At 37.1% G+C, this 21,655-nt stretch carries 13 protein-coding genes; 11 read left to right on the forward strand and 2 right to left on the reverse strand.

Annotated features, from left to right (window positions below):
• Positions 1 to 154: 154 nt before the first annotated feature.
• Positions 155 to 850, reverse strand: coding sequence for a 16S rRNA (uracil(1498)-N(3))-methyltransferase (locus ACRD7B_RS20055; protein ID WP_430826434.1), 696 nt, complete (start codon positions 848 to 850; stop codon positions 155 to 157).
• A 56-nt stretch (positions 851 to 906) separates the two neighbouring features.
• Complete coding sequence (locus ACRD7B_RS20060) at positions 907 to 3,168, reverse strand: sensor histidine kinase (RefSeq protein WP_430826435.1); 2,262 nt, start codon at positions 3,166 to 3,168, stop codon at positions 907 to 909.
• A gap of 168 nt (positions 3,169 to 3,336) precedes the next feature.
• Here ACRD7B_RS20060 and ACRD7B_RS20065 point away from each other — a divergent pair, with 168 nt between their 5' ends.
• From ACRD7B_RS20065 to ACRD7B_RS20115, 11 genes are all read left to right on the forward strand, one after another.
• Entirely contained in the window at positions 3,337 to 3,915 is a 579-nt protein-coding gene (locus ACRD7B_RS20065; RefSeq protein ID WP_430826436.1) for an RNA polymerase sigma factor, read from the forward strand.
• A gap of 48 nt (positions 3,916 to 3,963) precedes the next feature.
• Positions 3,964 to 4,323 (forward strand): hypothetical protein, encoded by a 360-nt coding sequence (locus ACRD7B_RS20070; protein ID WP_430826437.1) that lies wholly within the window; start codon positions 3,964 to 3,966, stop codon positions 4,321 to 4,323.
• Positions 4,316 to 4,822 (forward strand): hypothetical protein, encoded by a 507-nt coding sequence (locus ACRD7B_RS20075; RefSeq protein ID WP_430826438.1) that lies wholly within the window; start codon positions 4,316 to 4,318, stop codon positions 4,820 to 4,822. Before ACRD7B_RS20070 ends, ACRD7B_RS20075 begins: the two co-directional genes overlap by 8 nt.
• A gap of 114 nt (positions 4,823 to 4,936) precedes the next feature.
• Positions 4,937 to 5,815: a hypothetical protein gene (locus ACRD7B_RS20080; RefSeq protein ID WP_430826439.1), complete on the forward strand. Its 879-nt coding sequence runs from the start codon at positions 4,937 to 4,939 to the stop codon at positions 5,813 to 5,815.
• 287 nt (positions 5,816 to 6,102) lie between these two features.
• Positions 6,103 to 7,011 carry an ABC transporter ATP-binding protein gene (locus tag ACRD7B_RS20085; RefSeq protein WP_430826440.1) on the forward strand — a complete coding sequence of 303 codons (909 nt, stop codon included), beginning with the start codon at positions 6,103 to 6,105 and terminating at the stop codon, positions 7,009 to 7,011.
• Positions 6,995 to 10,324 carry a golvesin C-terminal-like domain-containing protein gene (locus ACRD7B_RS20090; protein WP_430826441.1) on the forward strand — a complete coding sequence of 1,110 codons (3,330 nt, stop codon included), beginning with the start codon at positions 6,995 to 6,997 and terminating at the stop codon, positions 10,322 to 10,324. Before ACRD7B_RS20085 ends, ACRD7B_RS20090 begins: the two co-directional genes overlap by 17 nt.
• A gap of 72 nt (positions 10,325 to 10,396) precedes the next feature.
• Positions 10,397 to 11,881 (forward strand): TolC family protein, encoded by a 1,485-nt coding sequence (locus tag ACRD7B_RS20095; RefSeq protein ID WP_430826442.1) that lies wholly within the window; start codon positions 10,397 to 10,399, stop codon positions 11,879 to 11,881.
• A 25-nt stretch (positions 11,882 to 11,906) separates the two neighbouring features.
• A complete protein-coding gene (locus tag ACRD7B_RS20100) occupies positions 11,907 to 12,968 on the forward strand; it encodes an efflux RND transporter periplasmic adaptor subunit (RefSeq protein WP_430826443.1) in 1,062 nt (353 codons plus the stop codon).
• Between the two features lie 24 nt (positions 12,969 to 12,992).
• On the forward strand, positions 12,993 to 16,112 hold the full coding sequence (locus tag ACRD7B_RS20105; protein WP_430826444.1) for an efflux RND transporter permease subunit: 3,120 nt from the start codon (positions 12,993 to 12,995) through the stop codon (positions 16,110 to 16,112).
• Between the two features lie 27 nt (positions 16,113 to 16,139).
• Positions 16,140 to 20,852, forward strand: a complete 4,713-nt coding sequence (locus tag ACRD7B_RS20110) for an efflux RND transporter permease subunit (RefSeq protein ID WP_430826445.1) — start codon at positions 16,140 to 16,142, stop codon at positions 20,850 to 20,852.
• Between the two features lie 11 nt (positions 20,853 to 20,863).
• Positions 20,864 to 21,589, forward strand: a complete 726-nt coding sequence (locus ACRD7B_RS20115) for a hypothetical protein (RefSeq protein WP_430826446.1) — start codon at positions 20,864 to 20,866, stop codon at positions 21,587 to 21,589.
• Positions 21,590 to 21,655 lie beyond the last annotated feature (66 nt).

The following is a 21,655-nucleotide window of genomic DNA, read 5'->3' on the forward strand; positions in this document are numbered from 1 at the left end:
TACACTCATTAATAATTATGAAAAACAAAGAGGCTAACCATAAATGATTAACCTCTAAATTTTATTTAAAATCTTGTTACTTCTGAAATTGCCTATGTAAGCTAAGGTCTTTTTAGCCATATGTTATGCTTAACCATTTCTTTTTGGTTAAGCATTATTCATTTATTAAATGGATTGTATGAACGGCAACAACACCTGCCGTTTCAGTACGCAAACGACTTGAGCCTAGAGAAACAGGTTTACAACCAGCAGCAATAGCTGACTCAACTTCTTGCTCTGAAAAATCACCTTCCGGCCCAATTAGCAGGGTTAAATCTTCCTGTGGTGAATAAGCCTTTTTTAGGCTTGGTTTTTCTGAGTTGTAGCAATGGGCAATGAAAGCCTTGCTAGTATCTATTTGTTTAATAAAAGTATCAAATCGGGTAAGTTCATTAACTAAAGGAGCAAAGGCTTTAAGCGATTGTTTCATGGCTGCAATAGCAATTCGTTTGATACGATCTATTCGTATTTTTTTTCGCTCTGAATGATGGCATAACAAAGGAGTTATTTCGCTAATGCCGAGTTCGGTGGCCTTTTCAACCAGCCATTCATACCGATCCATGTTTTTGGTAGGCGCTACTGCTAGATGAATAGAAACATTTGGTAGCCCGTGTTTAGCAGTTTCGATATGTTCAATCTCACATCTTTTATGGTGAGCGGTTTTAATTTTACCTGTGAAATAATGGCCTTTACCATCAGCAATGGTTATGATATCATCCACCTTGTGACGTAAAACATTAATACAGTGCTTACTCTCTGATTCGCATAAAATACCTTGGCCAGTAAAATTGGGGTCGAAAAAAAGTTCCATAAATATCAATTGTGGCGACAAAGATACGAATAAGCTAAAAAAGCCTGGTTACTTATTTATAATTGGAGAATTTTTTTTGAAGCACTTACCGTATTTGGCAATTCAACTACGAATGTTGCTCCTTCACCAAACTGTGAGTTAACGTTTATTTTACCGTTCAGCAATTTAACAAGGCTTTGGGTTATAGATAAACCCAGGCCTGTTCCACCATGTTTTTTTATTGAAGATTCATCGACTTGTCGAAAGCGGTCAAATATAATCTTTAAATTCTCATCAGAAATACCAGGGCCTGTGTCTTTTACGCTGATTTTAAGTTTAGTGTTTTCAATAACCTCATAACTAATGGCAACGTACCCACTATCAGTAAATTTTATTGCATTAGATATTAGGTTGAGCATTATTTGATATAGCCTTAGTTTATCTGAAGTAATTAAAAACTTATCATCCATGTTTGAAACAATAAGTCTTAACTCGATGTTCTTTTTTTGTGATTCGATTAGCTGTTTACCAATTGCTTGTAATTCTTGAAGTAATTGGTGAAAATTGAAGGAGTTATGCTGTATCTTTAGTTGACCCGACTCAATTTTACTTATATCGATAATGTCATTGATTAGTGTAAGTAGGTTTTCGCCACTGTTTTTTATGAATTGAAGGTATTCGATTCTTTCTGATTCAGTGTGTATTTGCTCGGTTAACAAATCGGTAAATCCCAAGATCGCATTCATCGGGGTTCTTATTTCATGCGACATGTTTGCTAAAAATGATGATTTTAAACGGTCACTTTCTTCCGCTTTTTCCTTAGCTAATGTAAGTTGATACTCAAACTTTTTTTGAGCATCGATATTCATAATAATACCGGTCAAACGAACAGGATTATTCTGGTATCGTTCAGTGATTTTACCATGAATGGAAAACCATGATGCTTCTCCATTTTTCTTTATACATCTTAATTCACATTTTATTGTATCCGTTTTTTGACTTTTGTGTTCGTCATATGCTTCTTTTAATTGAATGATGTCGTCGGGCCAAATGAAGTTTTTCCAATTAACAATATCGATGTTAATTTCCTTTTTCGAATCATATCCAAGTAAGAGAGCAAACTGGTCATTTAAGAAGACATTGCCAGTATGAAAATCCACATCCCACAGGCCTTCATTGGCACCATCCATAGCCAACTCTAATCGCTCCTCGCTTGAAACCAAGCTAAGTTCTACCTTTTTACGCTTAATAATGTCAGAAATTAATATCAGAATGATGATAAGAAGAACTATAAGAACAGTAAGAACAATGATTAGCTCATTTTTAAATTCACGAATAAAGTCTACTGGTTCGTTAATTAAATTGTATTCATTAATGGAATCAGGGATGCTGAAATTGTATTTTTCCAGTTGATTATAGTCAAGAATTATCTTTTGAGCAGGGCTTGTGAAAAGTGGTGGGTTCTCACCATTTAAAAAGTTAGACATGAGATTAGCTGCATGCTTACCTTGATCTTTGGCTTGAATAATTTGACCACCAACAATACAATCGTGCAGTAAAAAATCCCAATTACTATATATTGGAATGTTTATGCCATCAAAAAAATAATGACTTTCATGAATCATCTCATTGGGAATTCCATCTCGGTTTGTGTAGAGGCTTAGCAAGTAAATTGCCTTATTTTCTTTATCCAGTTTGTTGAGTTGTTCCTTCAGTTTTGTCGGATTATCAGTATTTAAATAGGAGATTTTCAGATGATTTGCTGTTTTTAAAATTGCCTGATTAAATTGATTTGTAAAAATCTGACCTGAAAGTGTATTGTCCGAGATAACATAAATCTCATCAAGAGAGGGTTGCAGTTTCTGCATTAACTGCAATGTGCCGCTTACATCTATTTTCTCCAAAACGACAGCAAGTTTCGAATCAATTTGTTCGAGATCATATTCCTCTACATTATTAACACCGCAAATTACCGCAGGAACATTGCCCCAAATCTCGTTACCATGTTTGAGATAAAAATCGAAGGCTCTATTATCACTACATATTATTCCATCAATAGGATGCTTGCTGTATTTAAGCGCATATTTAGTTTTCAGTGCGTCAAAGTAAGTATCAGAATTAAACCGTTTTGAATCCATAAATTCAGAAAAAATTCGAATGGATTCGTCAGTTTCAAAATGTTTAATTATGCTTGAGTTGATATCATTTGACCATTGATAACCGAAGTGATAGGAGTTTAAAATGACTATTTCCTTCAGTTTCTGGCTATACCCAAGCGAAGAAAAGCTAAGGAAGAGCAGAATTTGAAAGAAACAAAGGTGTTTTTTATATTCTGACATTTTAGGCGTTAGCAATGGTTAATGGCATTAGTTAATGAATGCTAAATATAAGTAAAACAATTCTTTTACTTGTAGTATATATAACTAATTCTTAAGAAGAATTTGTAAATTATTTTGAAAAAACAGAATTAACGGCAAAGGTTTGTATCTTTAATGGCGTCCTATAGGATGAAGATGATAATGCAGAGTGAAAAATTATTAATAAAGCAAATTCAGTCGGGCGATAATATCGCCTTTCGTCGAATGGTCGAATTGCATCACCTTCGGGTAATTCACATTTGCTTGTCGTTTGTTCATAGCCCACAGGATGCTGAAGATATTTCTCAAGAGGTATTTATTGAAGTTTATAAATCCATTAATACTTACCGTTTTGATGCAAGTTTATCAACTTGGTTGTACCGCTTAGCAGTCAATAAATCTTTAGATTTTCTCCGTCAGAAAAAGAGAAAGAAAAGAGGTTTTGGACTTGTTAATTCGGTGGATAGAAACGAACTTGAATCCATTAACTATGGGAATGATGATGTTGGGATTGAAGAAAAGGAGCGAATATTGCTTTTGCGATCTGCCATTGAGAAATTACCGGAACGGCAACGTGTGGCTATTACCTTATCAAAGATTGATGAATTAGGGCAGAAAGAGGTGGCTGAGCTTATGCAAACAACGGTTGCCTCGGTGGAAGCCCTGCTTATTAGGGCTAAGAAGAAGTTACATCAACTTTTGATAAAGCATAAGCAAGAAATTTTTTAATTGAGCGAAGGATTGTTTGGAGATAGACGTCTAATGAAATGAAAGACAATGAAGAAAGAGGATTTAAATATGGATAAGATTGACGATATAATAAATTTGGATAGGGGGCATAGCAAATATGAACCTTCATCTGATTATGTAGATAGTCTTATGGATAAGATCGAAACCATTGATCTTGATCGATCAAGATCGTTTAGTTTGCTTTTTATAAGTGCAGCTGCGGTTGCAATTTTGTTTCTTCTAACTAATGTGTCGGTTATACTTTTTAATAGTAATTCGTCTATTTCAACTGAAATTATGGATGAATGGGCGGGTTTATACCAACAAGATGCTGGTGAAAGCTGGTACAATAGTGATGATTTAGATATGTTAGCTACAGTAACCACAATAAATGAGGACAATGAATAAGAATTGTAAATTGTGTTGGATTATTCTAGGGCTTTTCTTTGCTGCGAATGTGGTATTGCTCTCTTTGTGGTGGATGAGTTCTCAAAAGAAGACTGATCGATCGAGGGGAAGAGGGAAAATGGAGATGAAACGTTTAAGACAGCATCTCGAAAGTAATATTGGAATTGACTCTGTGCAGTTTGATGTGTTTAATAAATTGCGTCATGTTCATTTTGAACAATTAAATCATACAAAATTAAAAATCGACAGTATTGAAAGGCTCTTGCGTTTAGAGACTTTTACCGATAATAGCGATTCTTTAAAGGTTTATGGTCTCATTGACGAGATTGCCGTTTATCAAAAAGAGGTGGAAATGCAAAATTACATCCACTATCGAAAATTAAGGTCTGTCTGCAAAAGCGAAGAGCAACGGAAGCGATTGGATAGTAACTTTAAAAATCTAATTGATAAAAAACACGGGCGACACCGTAATAGATACCGATCTGGTCGATCTAAATAAGTAATATGTAATTGAAAATAAGCTAAAAAGCAAGCGTGCACCTTGTTTTAATGTGATAGTTATGTCAAATTTTATTAAAATATTTCATGTTTAACATGATTAAAATAATGAGTTATGAGAAAGAGAAATTTAATTGCAGGATTGGTTGTGCTAATGATAGCAAGTGGATTAAGTATTAATGCTCAGCAGCAACGCATGAGACAGAATAAAAAAATGTCTTACCAAAAAACTTCTGCGCAAAGTTCGTGTTTGAGTGACTTGTCGGCTGAGCAGCAGGAACAGATGGAAGCTTTAAGAATTAAACATCTGAAAACAAATCAATCAAATTTAAATATGTTGAACGAGTTGCAAGCTCGAAAGGTAACGCTGCAAAGTGCCGATGAAGTTGATAGGAAGGAATTGAATAAATGCATCGAGAATATTAGTGGCATTAAGGTAGATATGCAGAAGCGTCGTATTCGTCATATGCAGGAAGTGAAAATGGTATTGGATGATGCCCAACTATTAGCTTTTGAAAACAAGCATAGGATGAACAATGGTAAAGGACGTGGAAACAGAAATTTCTGTGATGGTCAGGGTTCATCATCAAAAGGATATGCGAAAGGACATGGTCGTCGTGGTAATGGCCAAGGAAGAAGCGGACATAGAGGTAATGGCCAAGGAAAAGGGTATGAAAAGGCTGGTTTTACAGATGATCAAATAACTATAATGCAAACTTCACGTTTGGAATTGATGAAGAAGGAGCAACCATTGTTGAATGAATTAAATGAGTTGAGAGCAGCTTTAAAAACACAAACTTCTGGCCGTGATATTGATTATAAGAAAGTAGATAAGCTAATTGATGAGCAAGCTGATTTGCAATTGAAAATGGCAATGCTAAAGATGGATCATCAGCTTGAAATACGTCAGCAATTAAGCGATGAACAACGATTAATGTGGGATATGCGTCGAATAAAAGGAAAAGGACATAGAAGATATATGTCTGCTTTGTAAGAGACACTAAAATGTAGTTTGCTAATGCGGATGAAAATGGGTAGTTTGAGAGTTATTTCAGGCTACCCATTTTTATTTTAAATAAAAGTGAATAATGCGATGGTATTAGTTTTGATAAGCGTCTAAGAGATAATAAGTTTAAAAGTATTAGTGTACGATATCGGAACAGGTGTATCATTATCGTACATGTTAGTGTGAGAAGATTTTCATTAATACATTGAAAGCTAAATTAGTGTACGTAATTGTACGCTTTTTGATAAAAGAGCTTAACCTAAATCGAATTTATCTTGAAAATTGAAATTAAGGACTTGAGTCAAGTCTATAAAAATGACTTTCGCGCACTGAGTCATGTGGATTTGGAAATTAATTCCGGAATGTTTGGTTTGCTTGGTCCCAATGGAGCTGGTAAATCAACTTTAATGCGCATTCTCGTAACGCTTTTGAATCCAACTCATGGTGATGTATTTGTAAATGGTATGAAACTTTCAGATAATCGAGCTGAGGTTCGTTCATATTTGGGCTATTTACCTCAGGATTTTCGGTTCTTTTCTAAACTAAAAACATGGGAGTTTCTTGATTATGCAGCTTCCTTAGCAGGTATCCGAAATAAGAAACAACGACTAGAGCAAGTGGATGATTTGTTGGAGCAGGTTGGTTTATTTGATTTTAGAAATCGCTTTGCTAATAAACTTTCCGGTGGTATGAAACGGCGATTAGGTATTGCTCAAGCTCTTATTGGTGATCCTAAAATAGTAGTAGTTGATGAGCCAACTACAGGATTGGATCCGGAAGAACGCATCCGATTTAGAAATATACTTTCCAATCTGAGTCAGCGTGAGGTTATTATTGTATTGTCAACTCATATTGTTGGTGACATTTCGTCAACGTGTAGTCAAATGGCTTTATTAAACGGAGGAGAGGTACATTTCAAAGGTTCGCCAGAGCAATTTATTAAACAAACCGACGGTCATGTTTTTAAGACAAATGTGACCTATGAAGAAATGAAATTGATTAGTGAAGCTTACCCAATTATTACCTCCGTTCCTGAAGCAGGAGGTTACGAGGTAGAGTTTGTGGCTAATGAACTTAACGGGTGGAAAGCCGATACGATAACTCCGTCGTTAGAGCATGCCTATGTTTATTTTATGGAGTACATCGCCAACCAAAAACAAGTTTCCAATGATATCCTTATTTAATGTAAAAACGGTTGCTCGGTTTGAATCAAAAACTCTTCTGAGAAGTTGGTTTTTTAGAATATTCGCAGGGATTGGCTTACTTTTCCTTCTGTTTTTCAATATGTTTGGCGTTACCGATTTAGGTGATGGTGGTTGGCCTGGGCGTTTGTTGCCGTCGGGTGTACCATATATGAATATTTGGATGTTAAATATAGCTCAGGCTATTATAGCTGTATTTCTGTCAGCCGATTTTTTAGGACGAGATAAAAAGCTTGATACCACGGAGGCGTTTTATGTGCGTAGTATGTCGAATACTGATTACGTTATTGGAAAGACCATAGGTATACTAAAGGTTTTTGTAGGTTTAAATTTAATGGTGGTATTTCTTGGTTTGTTATTTATGCTTATAGCCAATGAAGTTTCGATACCATGGCTTTCATTTCTGATTTATCCACTGTTAATGTCCTTACCAACGTTGGTTTTTATTTTGGGTTTATCATTTTTTACAATGACACTTATTCGAAATCAGGCCATTACTTTTGTTGTGCTGCTTGGGTTTCTAGCACTGTCACTTTTTTATTTACAGAATAAATGGTACGCTTTAAGCGATATTCTTGGTTTTTGGACTCCATTTATGCGATCCGATTTTACTGGTTTTGGTAATGAACTTGCGCTTATATATCAGCGATTTGCATACCTTTTATTGGGAGTAGGATTTATTCTGGCTACCATTTGGCGTTTACCAAGGTTGGAGCAGGCAAAAGGCCAAAAGCCTATACTCGGATTGTTCTTGATTATGTTCTTTGTTGGTGGAGCTTCTTTGTTATTTATGAAAGCAAAGATGGATCAGGATAACTTAACCTTACGAAGTGAAATGCGAACCTTAAATACGAATCTCAAGGAATCATCATACCTAATAGAAGCTTATGCAATAAAATTTAAACATGAGAAGGATCAAATAAGTGTAGATGCTGAACTTGGTATACATGCATTAGCAGATAACGCTAACGAACTGGTATTGGCACTTAATCCGGGTTTGAAAATTAGGCAAGCCAATGTTAATGGAACCCGTGTTTCGTATAAACGAGATAAACATTTGGCCTACTTTGATTTAAAAGGGGTTAACGCTTCACGTTTTAATTTATCTTTAAATTATGAAGGTGAAATTATTGATGCAGCCTTATTTCCAGAGATAGCGGATGAAGTTTTATTGGATGAAAACAGAATTGATCCACTTCTTGCCAATAAGCAAGGTAGTTTTGTTACCGACAAATATGTGCTTTTAACGCGCGAAGCAAACTGGTATCCGGTTGTAGCATCAAAATTATATTGGACATCTTATCCATTTACAACAATGGATATAGAAGTGAGCACAGCTAATGATTTGGAAGTTATATCTCAGGGGAGTAGAGATGTAAATGAGAATGTATTTCGATACATAAGCAATGAACCATTGAATGCACATAGTATTGTTATCGGAGAATTTGAACGATTAACAACTAACATTGACAGCATAGAGTTCAATTTATATTATCATCCATCACACGACTATTTTAAGGAGCACTTTTCTGAATTGTCTGATACTGCCTCTGTTGTTATCAAAAGCGTAAAGGATGATTTTGAAAGAAAACTGGGGCTGAAATACCCATTTCAACGATTCTCGATTGTTGAGGCGCCCATTAATATGTACAGTTATTTACGTAATTGGACGCTGGCAACAGAAAATATAATGCCTGAAATGGTGCTGTTTCCTGAAAACGGTGGCGGTGATTGGCAAAATGATTTATCACGTATTACAAGAAGAACCAAAAGACGTAAAGAAGATCAGAATGAGGCTGTTTCTGACAAAGAATTACAGACCGATGTAATAAAGAATTTTCTTGGGGATAACTTTATTCAACCACGCAGTTTCTTTTGGGGGCGTCAGCGCGAAGGTGAGCGAAGTGTTGAAAATTGGGGGCGTTATCAAATCTTTCCATCTTATTTTAGTTATTCCAATTCAATTGTTGAAGAGAATTATCCACTGCTAACGATTGCACTGGAAAATTATTACCATCAGCGATTAAGTGAAACTCGACGCCGTGGTATAGGTGGATTATCAGCAAACGATGAGGTAATTCTTAAGCTTCGTGATAAAAGTTTGGTTGAGCTAATTGATGAAGAGGATGTTAACATGCTTGGGAACGTTTTTGCATCTAAGGGAAGTCAATTGTTTTCGGGCTTAAAGATTAATACCAACCAGAGTAATTTCAATGTTGAACTAGATACTCTTCTGACTAGAAGTCGATTTTCTAATATTGCCTTGGATAATTTCTCAACATCTCTTTCTGAAATCTCCAATCTTGATTTCGAAAAGGTTTACAATAATTGGTTGAACGAACAATATAAACCAGCCTTTTTATTTGGAGAAGTCAGTGTATGGGAAGTGAAAGATGGAAATAGAGTACGGTTCTTTATGAAAGTACCCGTAAGCAATAGTGGTGATGCCGATGGCATTATAGCGTTTACTGTGCGCGAAGGACAGCAACGAAGAGGCGGTAGGGGGCGTTTCCGATCTCGTAACGACATGGAAGATGATGCGAATGAACAGAGTTTTCAAATTAAAAAAGGCGAAACCGCTGAAATAGGTTTCCTCTTGGATGATGAACCAAGGGAGTTAAAGGTGAATACTTTTTTAGCTAGAAATATTCCATCGACCCAACAGCTGAGTACTGGAGATATTATTAAGGATAAACGTAAAGTTGATTTCTACGAAGGAAAACGTTTGTCAACCAAGACGATAAAATACAAAGAACCTTACGAAATAATTGTTGATAATGAGGATGAAGGATGTGAGATAATTAACACTGGTGAAAGCAAAACCATTAAAGATTGGTGGTTGAGTCGACAAAATGAAGATGATGAAAACGATACCTATGGCATGATTCGATTCTGGAGTCCACCTGTGAAATGGAAACCTGTTGCAGGCGAGTCGTTTTTTGGCGAATACTTGAAATCGGCCTATTACAAAAGAAAGGGATCGGGTACAGGAAGCATTACGTGGACTGCCGATATTACTGAAACAGGTAATTATGAAGTGTACGCCTATGTGCCAGATTTTAACTTTGGATGGGGGCGTGGTCGCGATCGGAAAAGTGTGGATAAAGATTATGAATTTACGGTACACCACGATGATGGCGATGAAGCGATTACAGTAACCATTAATAAGGAAAATAACCAATGGGTTTATCTTGGCGATTTTTATTTCTCTGAAGGAAAAGCCAAAGTACAATTATCAGACATGACCAATGTTGAATACGTTATTGGAGATGCTGTTAAGTGGGTTAAAAAATAGATAATATATAATGACAAAGGCGAAATCGAATTCGGTATCTCCTTACTCATCAACAAAAAAATGCATAATTATATGAGATATTTATTACTCGGAAGTTTCTTGCTCCTCTTTTTAGCAGGGCCTTCAAATTCTTTATTTTCGCAACGCTTAATGACTCTGGAACAATCGGTAGAAGAGGCTTTAAAACAAAGTCCTGACATCGTTCGGGCGCGTTTGAATCAAGAGCGTTATCATGAGTTGTTAATTGCTCAAAAAGCCTCATTGAAATCCAGATTTAAACTGGATTTGAGCCCATTTTCATACCAAAATCAACGTTCATATCAGGATTATGCTCAGGAATGGTATAATACTCAGAAATTGCAAAGTTTTGGAAATTTCAACGTTAGTCAACCTATTATTTGGACCGATGGTACTTTAACTTTAAATAATCGTTTTGGTTGGGAGGATAATAAAAGTTCAACAACCGATAATCCTTTTACAGGTTTTAGTAATAGTTTAGATTTGAGGTTGGATCAACCTATTTTTACATACAATCGTCGTAAATTAGAATATAAGGAGATTGAGTTTAATTTCGAGAACTCTCAGTTAAACTATTCTCTCCAGGCTCTTAATGTTGAGAAGCAGATTACTCAGTACTTCTATCAGATTTATCAAAAACAGATGGAACTGATTACTTCACGAGAAGAGTGGAATAATCGCAAGAAAAGTTACGAGATTATCAAAAATAAAGTGGATGCTGGTTTAACGGCCAAGGAAGAAATGTTACAGGCTGAGTTGGATATGATGTCAAGTCAGTCGACTGTTCAGAATAACGAGACTGAATTGGAAAACATTAAAGATAATTTCAAACAAATGCTTGGTTTACCCTTTACAGAAGAGTTAATGGTAATTGCCGAGGTTTCTGTTTTACCTATTGATATTGATTTGGGCATGGCGGTTAATTTTGCCATTGCTAACCGAATGGAAATACGTCAACGAGAAATTGATATTGAAACCGGGCAGTTTGAATTAATAAGAACCAATGCAACAAATGAGTTTAAAGGTAATGTTAGTGTTGCGGTGGGCTTATTTGGTAACGACAAAAATTTAAACAACATATATGATGCACATAACAGGAACGATAACCAGGATGTGCGTGTAAGTTTTGAAGTGCCACTTTGGGACTGGGGAGAGAAAAAGGCAAGGATGCGTGCCGCTGAAGCTTCTTTACAAACCAGTGAGTATAATTTAGAGGATGAGAAAAAGAGTATTCGATTGGGAATCCGTCAAATTGAGCGTAACCTTCGGAATATGCTAATTCAAATTCAGATTGCGCGTAAAAATGAAGAGAATGCGCAGTTGACCTACGAGATTAATCTTGAAAAGTATCGCAATGGGGATTTAACCAGTATGGATCTTAACTTGGTTCAGAATCAGTTAACGCAAAAAAAGAATGCTTTGACTAATTCTTTAATCAACTATAAACTGGAGTTGCTTAATATGAAGCTTCAAACGCTTTACGATTTTGAAAATCAGCGCAGTATTATGCCTGATGTAAATGCTTACGAAACAAAATAAACCAATTATGCCTAAATATCAATCAATGAATACGATAAAATCAATTTTAGCTGGCTTATTACTTACAATCGTAGTAGTGTCATGTAACAACGAAGCTAGTAGTTTTGAAACCGACGTTGCAGTTAATGTTTCAGTACTGGAAATTAAAAATAAACCAATAGAGCAGACTTTAATTACCACGGGTTCAATAAAACCTGCCATGGAAGTTAATCTAAAATCAGAAATGATTGGCTCATATCGCTTGTTAATAAATCCTTCTACGGGTCAGAAATATAAGATGGGTGATCGTGTATCTAAAGGGCAAGTGATTATTCAGTTGGAAGATAAAGAATACGAGAACAATACCAACCTTGAGGGAGCAGAGCTTGATTTAGAAATTTCGGAAATGGAATATAAAAAACAACAGGCTTTGTACGAAAAGGGTGGTGTAACTCTACGTGAATTGGTGAATTCGGAAAAGACAATGTTAACGGCTCAACAAACGCATGAGAACGCCCAATTGAGTTTAGATAAAATGGCTATTGAAGCGCCGTTTTCAGGTGTAATTACTGATTTGCCTTATTTCTCGCCTGGTATGCGAATTGAGTCGGGTAAAGATTTGCTTAGCATGATGGAATACAATGTGATGGTAATGGATTTAAGTATGCCTGAAAATTTAATGGGACAGGTTAGAATGTCGCAACCAGTAAACATTATGAATTATGCTTTGCCCGATGATACCATAAAAGGGACTATTTCAGAACTATCTCCTGCAATTGATATGGAAGCACGTACTTTCAAAGGACGTATAAATGTTGATAATCGCGAGGGCTTATTAAAGCCTGGAATGTTTGTTAAAGCTGAAATTGTTGTTGATCATCGCGATAGTGCCTTAGTGATTCCAAAGGATGTTATTCTAACTGAAGGTAATCGCAAGTTGGTTTTTGTGGCTAAGAAAGAAACTGCTGAGAAACGCTATATACGAACTGGTATCGAGAGTTTAACCGAGGTTGAGGTGCTTGGTACTGATTTAAAAGAGAATGATCGCTTGATTATTAAAGGCTTCGAAACATTGAAGAATCGATCTAAGGTTAAAGTAGTTAAATAAAGTACTCATCACTAAAATATATTCATGAGATCCATTTCACGATTCTCTGTAAATTATCCTGTAACTGTAGCCATGATTGTGTTGGGTATAGTATTGTTGGGTATTATTTCTTTATCTCGTTTGGGAACAGATTTATTTCCAGATTTGCAAAATCCGCGTATTTATGTGGAATTGAAAGCGGGTGAGCGTTCGCCCGAAGAGATAGAAAAACGTTTTGTTGAGCAAATTGAGGCTTTATCTGTTCGTCAAAGTGGTGTGCTAAACGTATCATCGGTTAGTCGAGTTGGTACTGGAGTTGTTACTGTCGAATATGATTGGGGCAAAGATATTGATGAGGCTTTTCTCGATTTACAAAAAGCATTAACAGCTATTTCTCAGGATTCGGATGTAGAAGAATTAAATATTTCCCGATTCGATCCTAACGCGGCGCCGGTTATAAAAGCTGCATTCAGTCATGCCGAAACGGAAGACATGAATGAGTTGCGAAAAATAGCGGAGAATTACATTCGTAATGAACTTATTCGTGTTGAAGGCATAGCCGATGTTCGTATTTCAGGCGAACTTACGGCTGAAGTTATGGTAGTGCTTGATCCGGGATTATTGGAAGTAAATGGCCTAAGCATAAATTCGGTTTTAAACACCATCAACAGTTTTAATCAAAACGTATCGGGTGGTTCCATTGAAGAGATGGGGCAGCGTTATATTATTAAAGGACTAAGTGCACTTGGGAATCTGGACGATATTAGACAATTGGTTGTAAAAGTTCCGCAAAGTAGCTCAGTTCAAAATTCAACGAATGAAACGGAAGCGATAACAGCTCAGGCGGCCATCTTATTGCAAGATATTGCAGAGGTAAGCTTGCGCAACAGCGAGCCGGAAACCATTGTTCGATTGAATGGCAAACGATGTTTAGGTATAGCCATTTACAAGGAGACTCGTTTTAATACGGTTGCCGCTGTTGAAAAGTTAGAAGAAGCATTCGTTGCCATACAACAACGTTTACCCGGTTATGAATTAACTGTAATAAATAACCAGGGAAGTTTTATTCAAAGTGCTATTGGCGAGGTTGAAGAAAGTGCCTTGATCGGAATTATTTTTGCTGTATTTGTATTGTTTCTTTTCCTACGTCGTTTTGGTGTAACCTTAATTGTAAGTATAGCTATTCCAATATCCATTATTGCCACTTTTAACTTGATGTATTTTAATGGTTTGACATTAAATATTATGACCTTGGGAGGTTTAGCCCTGGGAGCTGGTATGTTGGTGGATAATGCCATTGTGGTAGTGGAGAATATTTATAGGAAGGTTGAATTAGGTATACCAGTTAAACAAGCTGCAATTGAAGGAACCTCAGAGGTTGGAGGCGCTTTAACGGCATCTACCTTAACTACAATTGTTGTGTTTTTGCCAATTGTTTATTTACATGGTGCTTCGGGTGAGTTGTTTAAAGATCAGGCATGGACCGTTGCTTTTTCATTATTATCATCCTTGTTAGTTGCTTTATTGGTAATACCAGTTTTAAGTAGTTTCATATTTAAGAAATCAAAAACTACAGCAAAGCCAAGAGTTAAGCCAGCTGAAATAGGATATGAAAAGTATGGGAACTTCTTATCAAAGTTTCTGGATCGTAAGTATTATGTGATTATTGGAGCAATGGTTCTTGTTGCTTTAACAGGTATGTTAGTGCCACAAATGGGTAGCGAGTTTATGCCTGAGTCAGAGTCGAATGAAATAACGATTGAAACGATCTTTCCTGCAGGAACTGCTTTATCTCGAACCGATGCTTCATTATCTCAAATGGAACAATTAGTGCTTGGTTCGTTTGAAGATAAGCTAAAATGGATTTATGCACATGCAGGACCGGAGTCTGGTGTTGAATCATCGTCATCCACAGAGCAAGGTGAAAATACGGGTTATTTAAAACTGATTTTGAATGATGGTGAGCATATCGCCTTCGCGGATTTGGTAGCGCATCTCAATAAATTATTTGATGGCATACCAGGTTTGGAATTAAGGTTCGTTCAAGATCAATCGGCATTACAAACATTACTGGGTACAGATGAAGCACCGTTGTTAATTGAAGTGGCAGATGAGCAAATTGAAAATCTAGAGGAAAGTGCATCCATGATTAGTAATTTAATTCGGGAGGACGAGCAGATTTACAATATTAAGAGTTCGTTTGAGGACGGTGCGCCTGAGGTCAATGTTGTTATTGATCGTGTCCGTGCTGGTATCTTTAATCTGGATGTGTCAACCATAATGGCCAATCTAAAGGATTATCTATCGGCTAAAGATGGTGGAAGAATGGAAATGAAAGGTGATTTGACCAATATTAAGTTGGAAACACCCGATGTGCGCCTTGAGCAATTAAAAGATTTGAAAATATCAACTGGAGATAAGGAGGTCCTCCTATCAGAGGTTGCAACTATAACGATTGGGCAAGCGCCACGAGAGCTAATCCGAAACAATCAGAAACGAGTAGCTCAGATATCAGCCATGGTAACGGATGAGCAACCCTTTGATCATTTAATAGCTGACCTTACGCAGGATATAAACCAATTGGATTTACCCGCTTCAACCAATGTTTCTATTTTAGGTGAAGAGCAAAAACGTAAGGATGCCTTTGGTAGTTTGCAGTTTGCTTTAATTCTATCCATTATTTTGGTGTATATGGTTATGGCTTCTCAATTTGAATCTTTGGTGCATCCATTTACCATTTTACTCACTATTCCCTTGGCTGGAGTTGGTGCAGTTTGGGCATTCTTTATACTCGGTAATACCTTTAATATTATGGCTTATATCGGTATTGTGATGCTGGGAGGAATCGCGGTGAATGATTCCATCATTTTGGTGGATGCCATCAACCAATATAAAAAGGCAGGTTTGGATTTGAAGGAGGCGATTATTGCTGCGGCTCAACAGCGTATTCGACCGATAATGATGACTAGTTTAACCACTATTTTAGCTTTATTACCATTAACTTTTGGTTTTGGTGATAGTGCTGCTTTACGCTCGCCAATGGCCATAGCCGTAATTGGTGGTTTGCTCACATCAACCATGCTTACATTGCTGGTTATTCCTTGTGTGTATTACGTTTTCGATAATTTGTTTTATCCAGCGAAACGCACAAATTCTAATAGCTAGATCAAGATCATCCAAAGAAAAGAATCAATGAAAGAAATAATAAATAGGAAGGTTTTGGTTAGTATGTTTTTCCTGGCATTTACAATGCTGGGGGTGATTTCATACAAGCAATTATCCTTTGAGTTGGTGCCTAACACTGAATATCCATTGCTTTTTGTGCGAGTAAGTGCATCATCGCAATTGGATCCTATTCATATGGAACAGGAAGGTGCCATCCCGATTGAAAGTGTAATTAGTACCTTGGAAGGCATCGAAAAAATTGAGACACGTGTTAATCCAGGTAGCGCCATGATATTTGTGTACCTCAGTCGTGATGCTGATATTAAGTACAGTTACTTGAAGTTGGTTGAGAAGATTGAGAGTTCGTCGGGTGTATTACCCGAAACAATGATGGCTCAGGTTTTCAAGGCTGATATTGACCAATTGAATAATGAATTCATGACGATTCAGGTCAGGGGCGAAGGAGGTGCTGATCGCATCCGAAATATAGTTGAGCAAGACATTAAAAGTACGCTTGAAAGCATTGATGGGGTTTCGGCTGTTGAAGTGTCTGGTGGACGCCAAAAGTCCGTTGAAATTATATTTTACCAAGATGTACTGGATAGCTATGGCTTAACGAGTGGTCAGATACGCCAAATGATTAATGGTGGTCAGAATGAGAAGATTTTTGCAGGGGAGGTGATACAAGGGCAGATGCGCTATTACGTTACTGCTGAAGCGGATTACAAACACATCGATGAAATTAAGAATATTGTAGTTAAGGCCGACGGACCTGTTCTTCTTAAAGATATTTCGGAAATAGAATTTGGGGTAAAAGAGGATGATTCTTATAGTCGTGTGAATGGCATGGAAGCAGTTTCTGTTTCTATCTCTAAAGATGCTCAGGTAAACCTAATCGATCTGTCGAAGAGTACCTTAGCCCAATTAGATGATATTAACGCGGCATACGAAGTCAAAGGGATTGAATTGGTGGTGGAGTCAAATACGGCTGAAACCATGGAGAATAACCTTGATGGTATCATTGAATTAGCCTTTGTTGGAGGAATTTTGGCATTGTTTATTCTGTGGATTTTCTTAAATAATATTCCCTTGGTTGGAATGGTAATGTTATCCATTCCCTTATCAGTTTATGGCGCATTTAACTTTTTCTATGCGGCCGACATTACTATAAATATACTAACCTTAGTCGGTTTGGCGCTTGCCATTGGTATGCTGCTCGATAACAGTGTGGTGGTGATGGAGAATATTTATCGGGTGGCATCAAAGGGGAAGTTAAGTAGCGAGGAAAGTGTTGTTAAAGGAACAAAGGAAGTCTGGCGATCGGTAGCGGCGGCAACTTTTACAACCGTTTCAGTATTTCTTCCATTTGTCTTTTCTGAGAATATTCTCTTTCGCGAGGTAGCCCGACATATCAGTGTTTCCATCGTATCTACCTTGTTGGTTTCCTTATTGGTGGCACTACTTTTAATACCGATGTTGACGCATGTTTTTCTATCGGGATTAATGAAGAACCGAATTGAAGCACTGGAAAAATTATCCTTGCATAACCGATTGGTTCAATATTATATTCTGTTACTAAAGGCAACACTTCGTAAACCGGCAGCTACCATTATATCTGTGTTATTGTTGTTTTTCGTTGTGCTAATAATCAGTATTGGCGTAAGTATCAGTACAGCACAAGAGGCTGAAACTACAGAGTTTGTAGTAAGTGTTGATATGGCTTCTGGTTCAATGCTTTCGAATACAGATCTTGTGGTGAGAGAAATAGAAAAGCGTTTGGATAATCTTGAAGAGAAAGAGGACGTAATAAGTCAAGTTTTTGAAGATAGGGCAACTGTTACAGTTAAGCTATTGGACGATTACAAAGATCTTGCTGACAGGAGTATTCCTGAAATTCGGCAGGATATAGAAGAGCGGATTGACAATGTAGAAGGTGGTGAAATAAGTGTAGCCCAAGGAGGAACAAGTTCGATGGGTGGAGGCGGAGGCTTTGGCTCTAACCCAGGTATGGGCATGTTAATGTTTATGGGATTGGGTGAGCAGGAAGAAAAAGTTGTGATCAATGGAGAAGATTACGACCAAATGCTTGCAGTGGCCAACGATGTGGAATATTATCTCGAAAATGAAATAGATAATATGCGTCGTGTAAGAATATCATCGGCCAACAGACGACCCGAAGTGCATATTGATATGGATGCCTACCTCATGGGAATGTATGACGTATCGCCTAATAATGTGGTGAATGAATTATTTACCTTTCGATCAGAAGTAGCTTCTGGTGGTCAGTTAAAGGTTGACAATGAAACCTACGATATCATCATGAAAACCATAGATGAGCCGGTACTAGAAGAGGTGTCGGCTAAGACAATGGAAGATTTGCAGAAACTTAATGTTAAGAGTAATGCTCAAAACATTATTCCATTGAAGGATTTTTCAACTATAAATTATTCCTCAGGTCGATCAGAGATTCAACGCGTCAATCAGCAAAAAGAAATTGAAGTGACCTACCAGTTTTCTGAGGAAGTTAATAGCTCGAAGACCTTATTGGAGGACGCTCGTAAGCAAGTTGATGAGTTAATTGCCAATATTCCAAAATCGTCATCAGTTTCTCTCAAGGTAATTCATGAGGAAGATATGTTTGCCGAGTTTAAATTTTTAGGCTTGGTTGGTTTATGGCTTATTTTTATGATACTAGCTTCGGTATTCGAATCGTTCAGCGCGCCAGTTGTAATGCTATTTTCGGTGCCCTTGGCAGCTATTGGTTCATTGTTGGCTTTGGTATTCACAGGTAATTCATTGATGAACCTTAATAGTTTCATTGGTTTCCTCATATTACTGGGTGTTGTTGTTAATAACGGAATTCTACTCATCGATTATTCCCGACAATTAAGGCGCGATGGTTATGGACATGCCCGATCATTGATGCAAGCCGGTATTTCGCGTATTCGCCCAATAAGTATTACTGCAATTACAACAATTATAGCCATGCTGCCTCTAGCAATGGGTAAATCAGAATATGTTGGAATACTGGGAGCTCCTTTTGCAATTACAGTGGTTGGAGGTTTGAGTTTTAGTACGCTTTTGACCTTAGTATTTATGCCAACTTTCGCCTTTGGACTTGAGAAAGCTTTGACCTGGATTCGTTCTTTGGCATGGGTTTTAAAAGTTGTCATGTATTTAAGTTGGACAGTGGGTGCATTGCTTGTTTATTTCTTTGCAGATGTGTCCTTTGCCTGGCAGCTATTATACTATGTTCTTATAATTAGTGGAGTGCCATCCATACTATATTTCGTTCTATCATCGCTTCGAATGGCCAATGAGCAATTGATTGAACAAGGTGATGATGTTTCTATTACCATTCGAAACTTGGTGAAGGTATATGATCGTGATGGTCGGTTTATGCGCGAATGGAAAGCGCGTGAGGCAAAATACAAGGAGCGATCAAAACAGGAGTCAAAATCATTACGTGATATTCTAAAGAATCTTATTTGGCAGGTACCTTTAATCGGATACATCTGTTATTTTACTTGGTGGTATGTCGAATCTGGTTTTTGGGGCTTGATTTTTACTGTCTTTAATTACTTTTTGTTTATGTCGGTGTATAATTCTATTGTGAGTTATTGGCGTAACAAAAGTACTACAGAATTAAAATGGGATAAAAAAATAAAGGTAGCCGTAAAATGGCTTTATCCTTTATTTGCTGTCATCGCATATCACCTTAGATGGGATTCGATAGCTATGCTGGTTATCATTGCTACATTCTGGTATGCTATTTTGGCTTTAGTAGTGGCAGGTAATAAACTGAAGCGCGATCGTGTCAACATCGAACGTGTAACGGGTCGAATGGCTGGATTGCGAAGAACATTCTATCGTATGGTGCGGGCTATACCTTTTATTGGTAAGGAGAAGGTACCATTTAAAGCGGTTAAAGGCGTGTCCATGGAGTTCAAAACAGGCATGATCGGATTGCTTGGGCCTAATGGTGCGGGTAAGACTACGCTTATGCGAATTATCTGCGGTATTCTCGATCAAAGTTATGGTAAGGTATATATAAATGGATATGATACTGCTGAAAAACGCGAAGAGTTGCAGGGCTTGATCGGTTATTTACCTCAGGAGTTTGGAACTTATGAGAACATGACAGCATATGAGTTTTTGGATTATCAAGCCATGGTGCGTGGGGTTACCAAAGATGAGGTACGTTATGAACGTTTAGAGTATGTGCTTAAATCGGTTCACATGTGGGAGCGCAAGGATGATAAGATTGGCGCATTCTCAGGAGGAATGAAACAACGTATTGGTATTGCCATGATATTATTGCATTTGCCTAAGATACTAGTGGTAGATGAACCAACTGCTGGTTTAGATCCTCGCGAACGTATTCGTTTCCGAAACCTACTGGTTGAGTTGAGTCGTGAACGTATCGTACTATTTTCAACGCATATTATTGAAGATATAGCAAGTTCGTGTAATCAGGTTGCTGTTATGAATAAAGGTGATTTGAGATATTGGGGTGTACCTAGTGAAATGGTGCAAATTGCAACTGATAAGGTGTGGCAGTTTGATGTGCCTGCCGAAGATTTTGATAGGGTTAATAAACAGTTTGTGATAGTACATCATATGCGAAACGGCGACAACATAAGAGTGCGTTGTTTATCAGAGCAGCAACCAATGGATGGTGCCGAAAAGGTAAATGCTGTGCTTGAAGACGCTTATATCTGGTTACTGAAGAACAAATAAAATGTTGAATAATGACGAAAAATATTTCATATAAAAGCATTTCTAACGCCACTTTTCTGAAATTCATTAAGTACAACTTAAAGGTGGTGTTTGGTAATAAGTTTATCTATTTCTTAGGTGCTTCATTAATTTTTTATTTGCTAATAACCTCCATTAGTCTTTTTGGAGCTGATACAGTAAGTGTACAAGGGGTATATTATCAATTGATGTTTCCAGCTTTCTTGTTGGTATTTTTTCCTACTACATATGGTATTCAAAACGATGAAGATGCTCGGATACTTGAAATCTTATTTGGTATTCCCAACTACCGTTATAAAATATGGTTAGTCCGATTGGTAATGGCCTTTTTTATGGTGTTTTGGTTTGTGTTTGTAATGGCAAACCTGAGTAGCGTCATATTAATCAATGTACCAGTTTGGGAAATAACCTTTCGCTTAATGATACCGGTTGTTCTATTTGGTATGTTAGGCTTTTTCTTTAGTACAGTAATAAAGAATGGTAACGGTACAGCAGTTGTAGTTGTTGTAATAGGATTAGTAGTTTGGATTTTGGTTGGGTTTTTGGAATACAGTTCCTGGAATGTATTTCTTAATCCTTTTGATTTACCTTCTAATATGAGTGAAGTCGTTTGGGCTAATGTTGTGGCTAAACACATTCGAACATGGGTGATTGTATCTGGTATTGCTGGTTTATGGGGACTTTTAAACCTCCAGAATAGAGAGAAGTTTATTAAATAATAGGGCCACATTCATAGTTCAAATGGTATAAAAATTATACAGCATAAAAAAAGCGCCGAAAGGCGC

The organism is Carboxylicivirga fragile, assembly GCF_050589805.1.
Classification (GTDB): Bacteria; Bacteroidota; Bacteroidia; order Bacteroidales; family Marinilabiliaceae; genus Carboxylicivirga; species Carboxylicivirga fragile.

Coding starts and splice junctions, on each gene's coding strand:
- ACRD7B_RS20110 (WP_430826445.1), top strand. CDS start 16,140: ATGAAAGAAATAATAAATAGGAAGGTTTTGGTTAGTATGTTTTTCCTG.
- ACRD7B_RS20095 (WP_430826442.1), top strand. CDS start 10,397: ATGAGATATTTATTACTCGGAAGTTTCTTGCTCCTCTTTTTAGCAGGG.
- ACRD7B_RS20060 (WP_430826435.1), bottom strand. CDS start 3,168: ATGTCAGAATATAAAAAACACCTTTGTTTCTTTCAAATTCTGCTCTTC.
- ACRD7B_RS20090 (WP_430826441.1), top strand. CDS start 6,995: ATGATATCCTTATTTAATGTAAAAACGGTTGCTCGGTTTGAATCAAAA.
- ACRD7B_RS20115 (WP_430826446.1), top strand. CDS start 20,864: ATGACGAAAAATATTTCATATAAAAGCATTTCTAACGCCACTTTTCTG.
- ACRD7B_RS20070 (WP_430826437.1), top strand. CDS start 3,964: ATGAAGAAAGAGGATTTAAATATGGATAAGATTGACGATATAATAAAT.
- ACRD7B_RS20055 (WP_430826434.1), bottom strand. CDS start 850: ATGGAACTTTTTTTCGACCCCAATTTTACTGGCCAAGGTATTTTATGC.
- ACRD7B_RS20105 (WP_430826444.1), top strand. CDS start 12,993: ATGAGATCCATTTCACGATTCTCTGTAAATTATCCTGTAACTGTAGCC.
- ACRD7B_RS20080 (WP_430826439.1), top strand. CDS start 4,937: ATGAGAAAGAGAAATTTAATTGCAGGATTGGTTGTGCTAATGATAGCA.
- ACRD7B_RS20100 (WP_430826443.1), top strand. CDS start 11,907: ATGAATACGATAAAATCAATTTTAGCTGGCTTATTACTTACAATCGTA.
- ACRD7B_RS20065 (WP_430826436.1), top strand. CDS start 3,337: ATGAAGATGATAATGCAGAGTGAAAAATTATTAATAAAGCAAATTCAG.
- ACRD7B_RS20075 (WP_430826438.1), top strand. CDS start 4,316: ATGAATAAGAATTGTAAATTGTGTTGGATTATTCTAGGGCTTTTCTTT.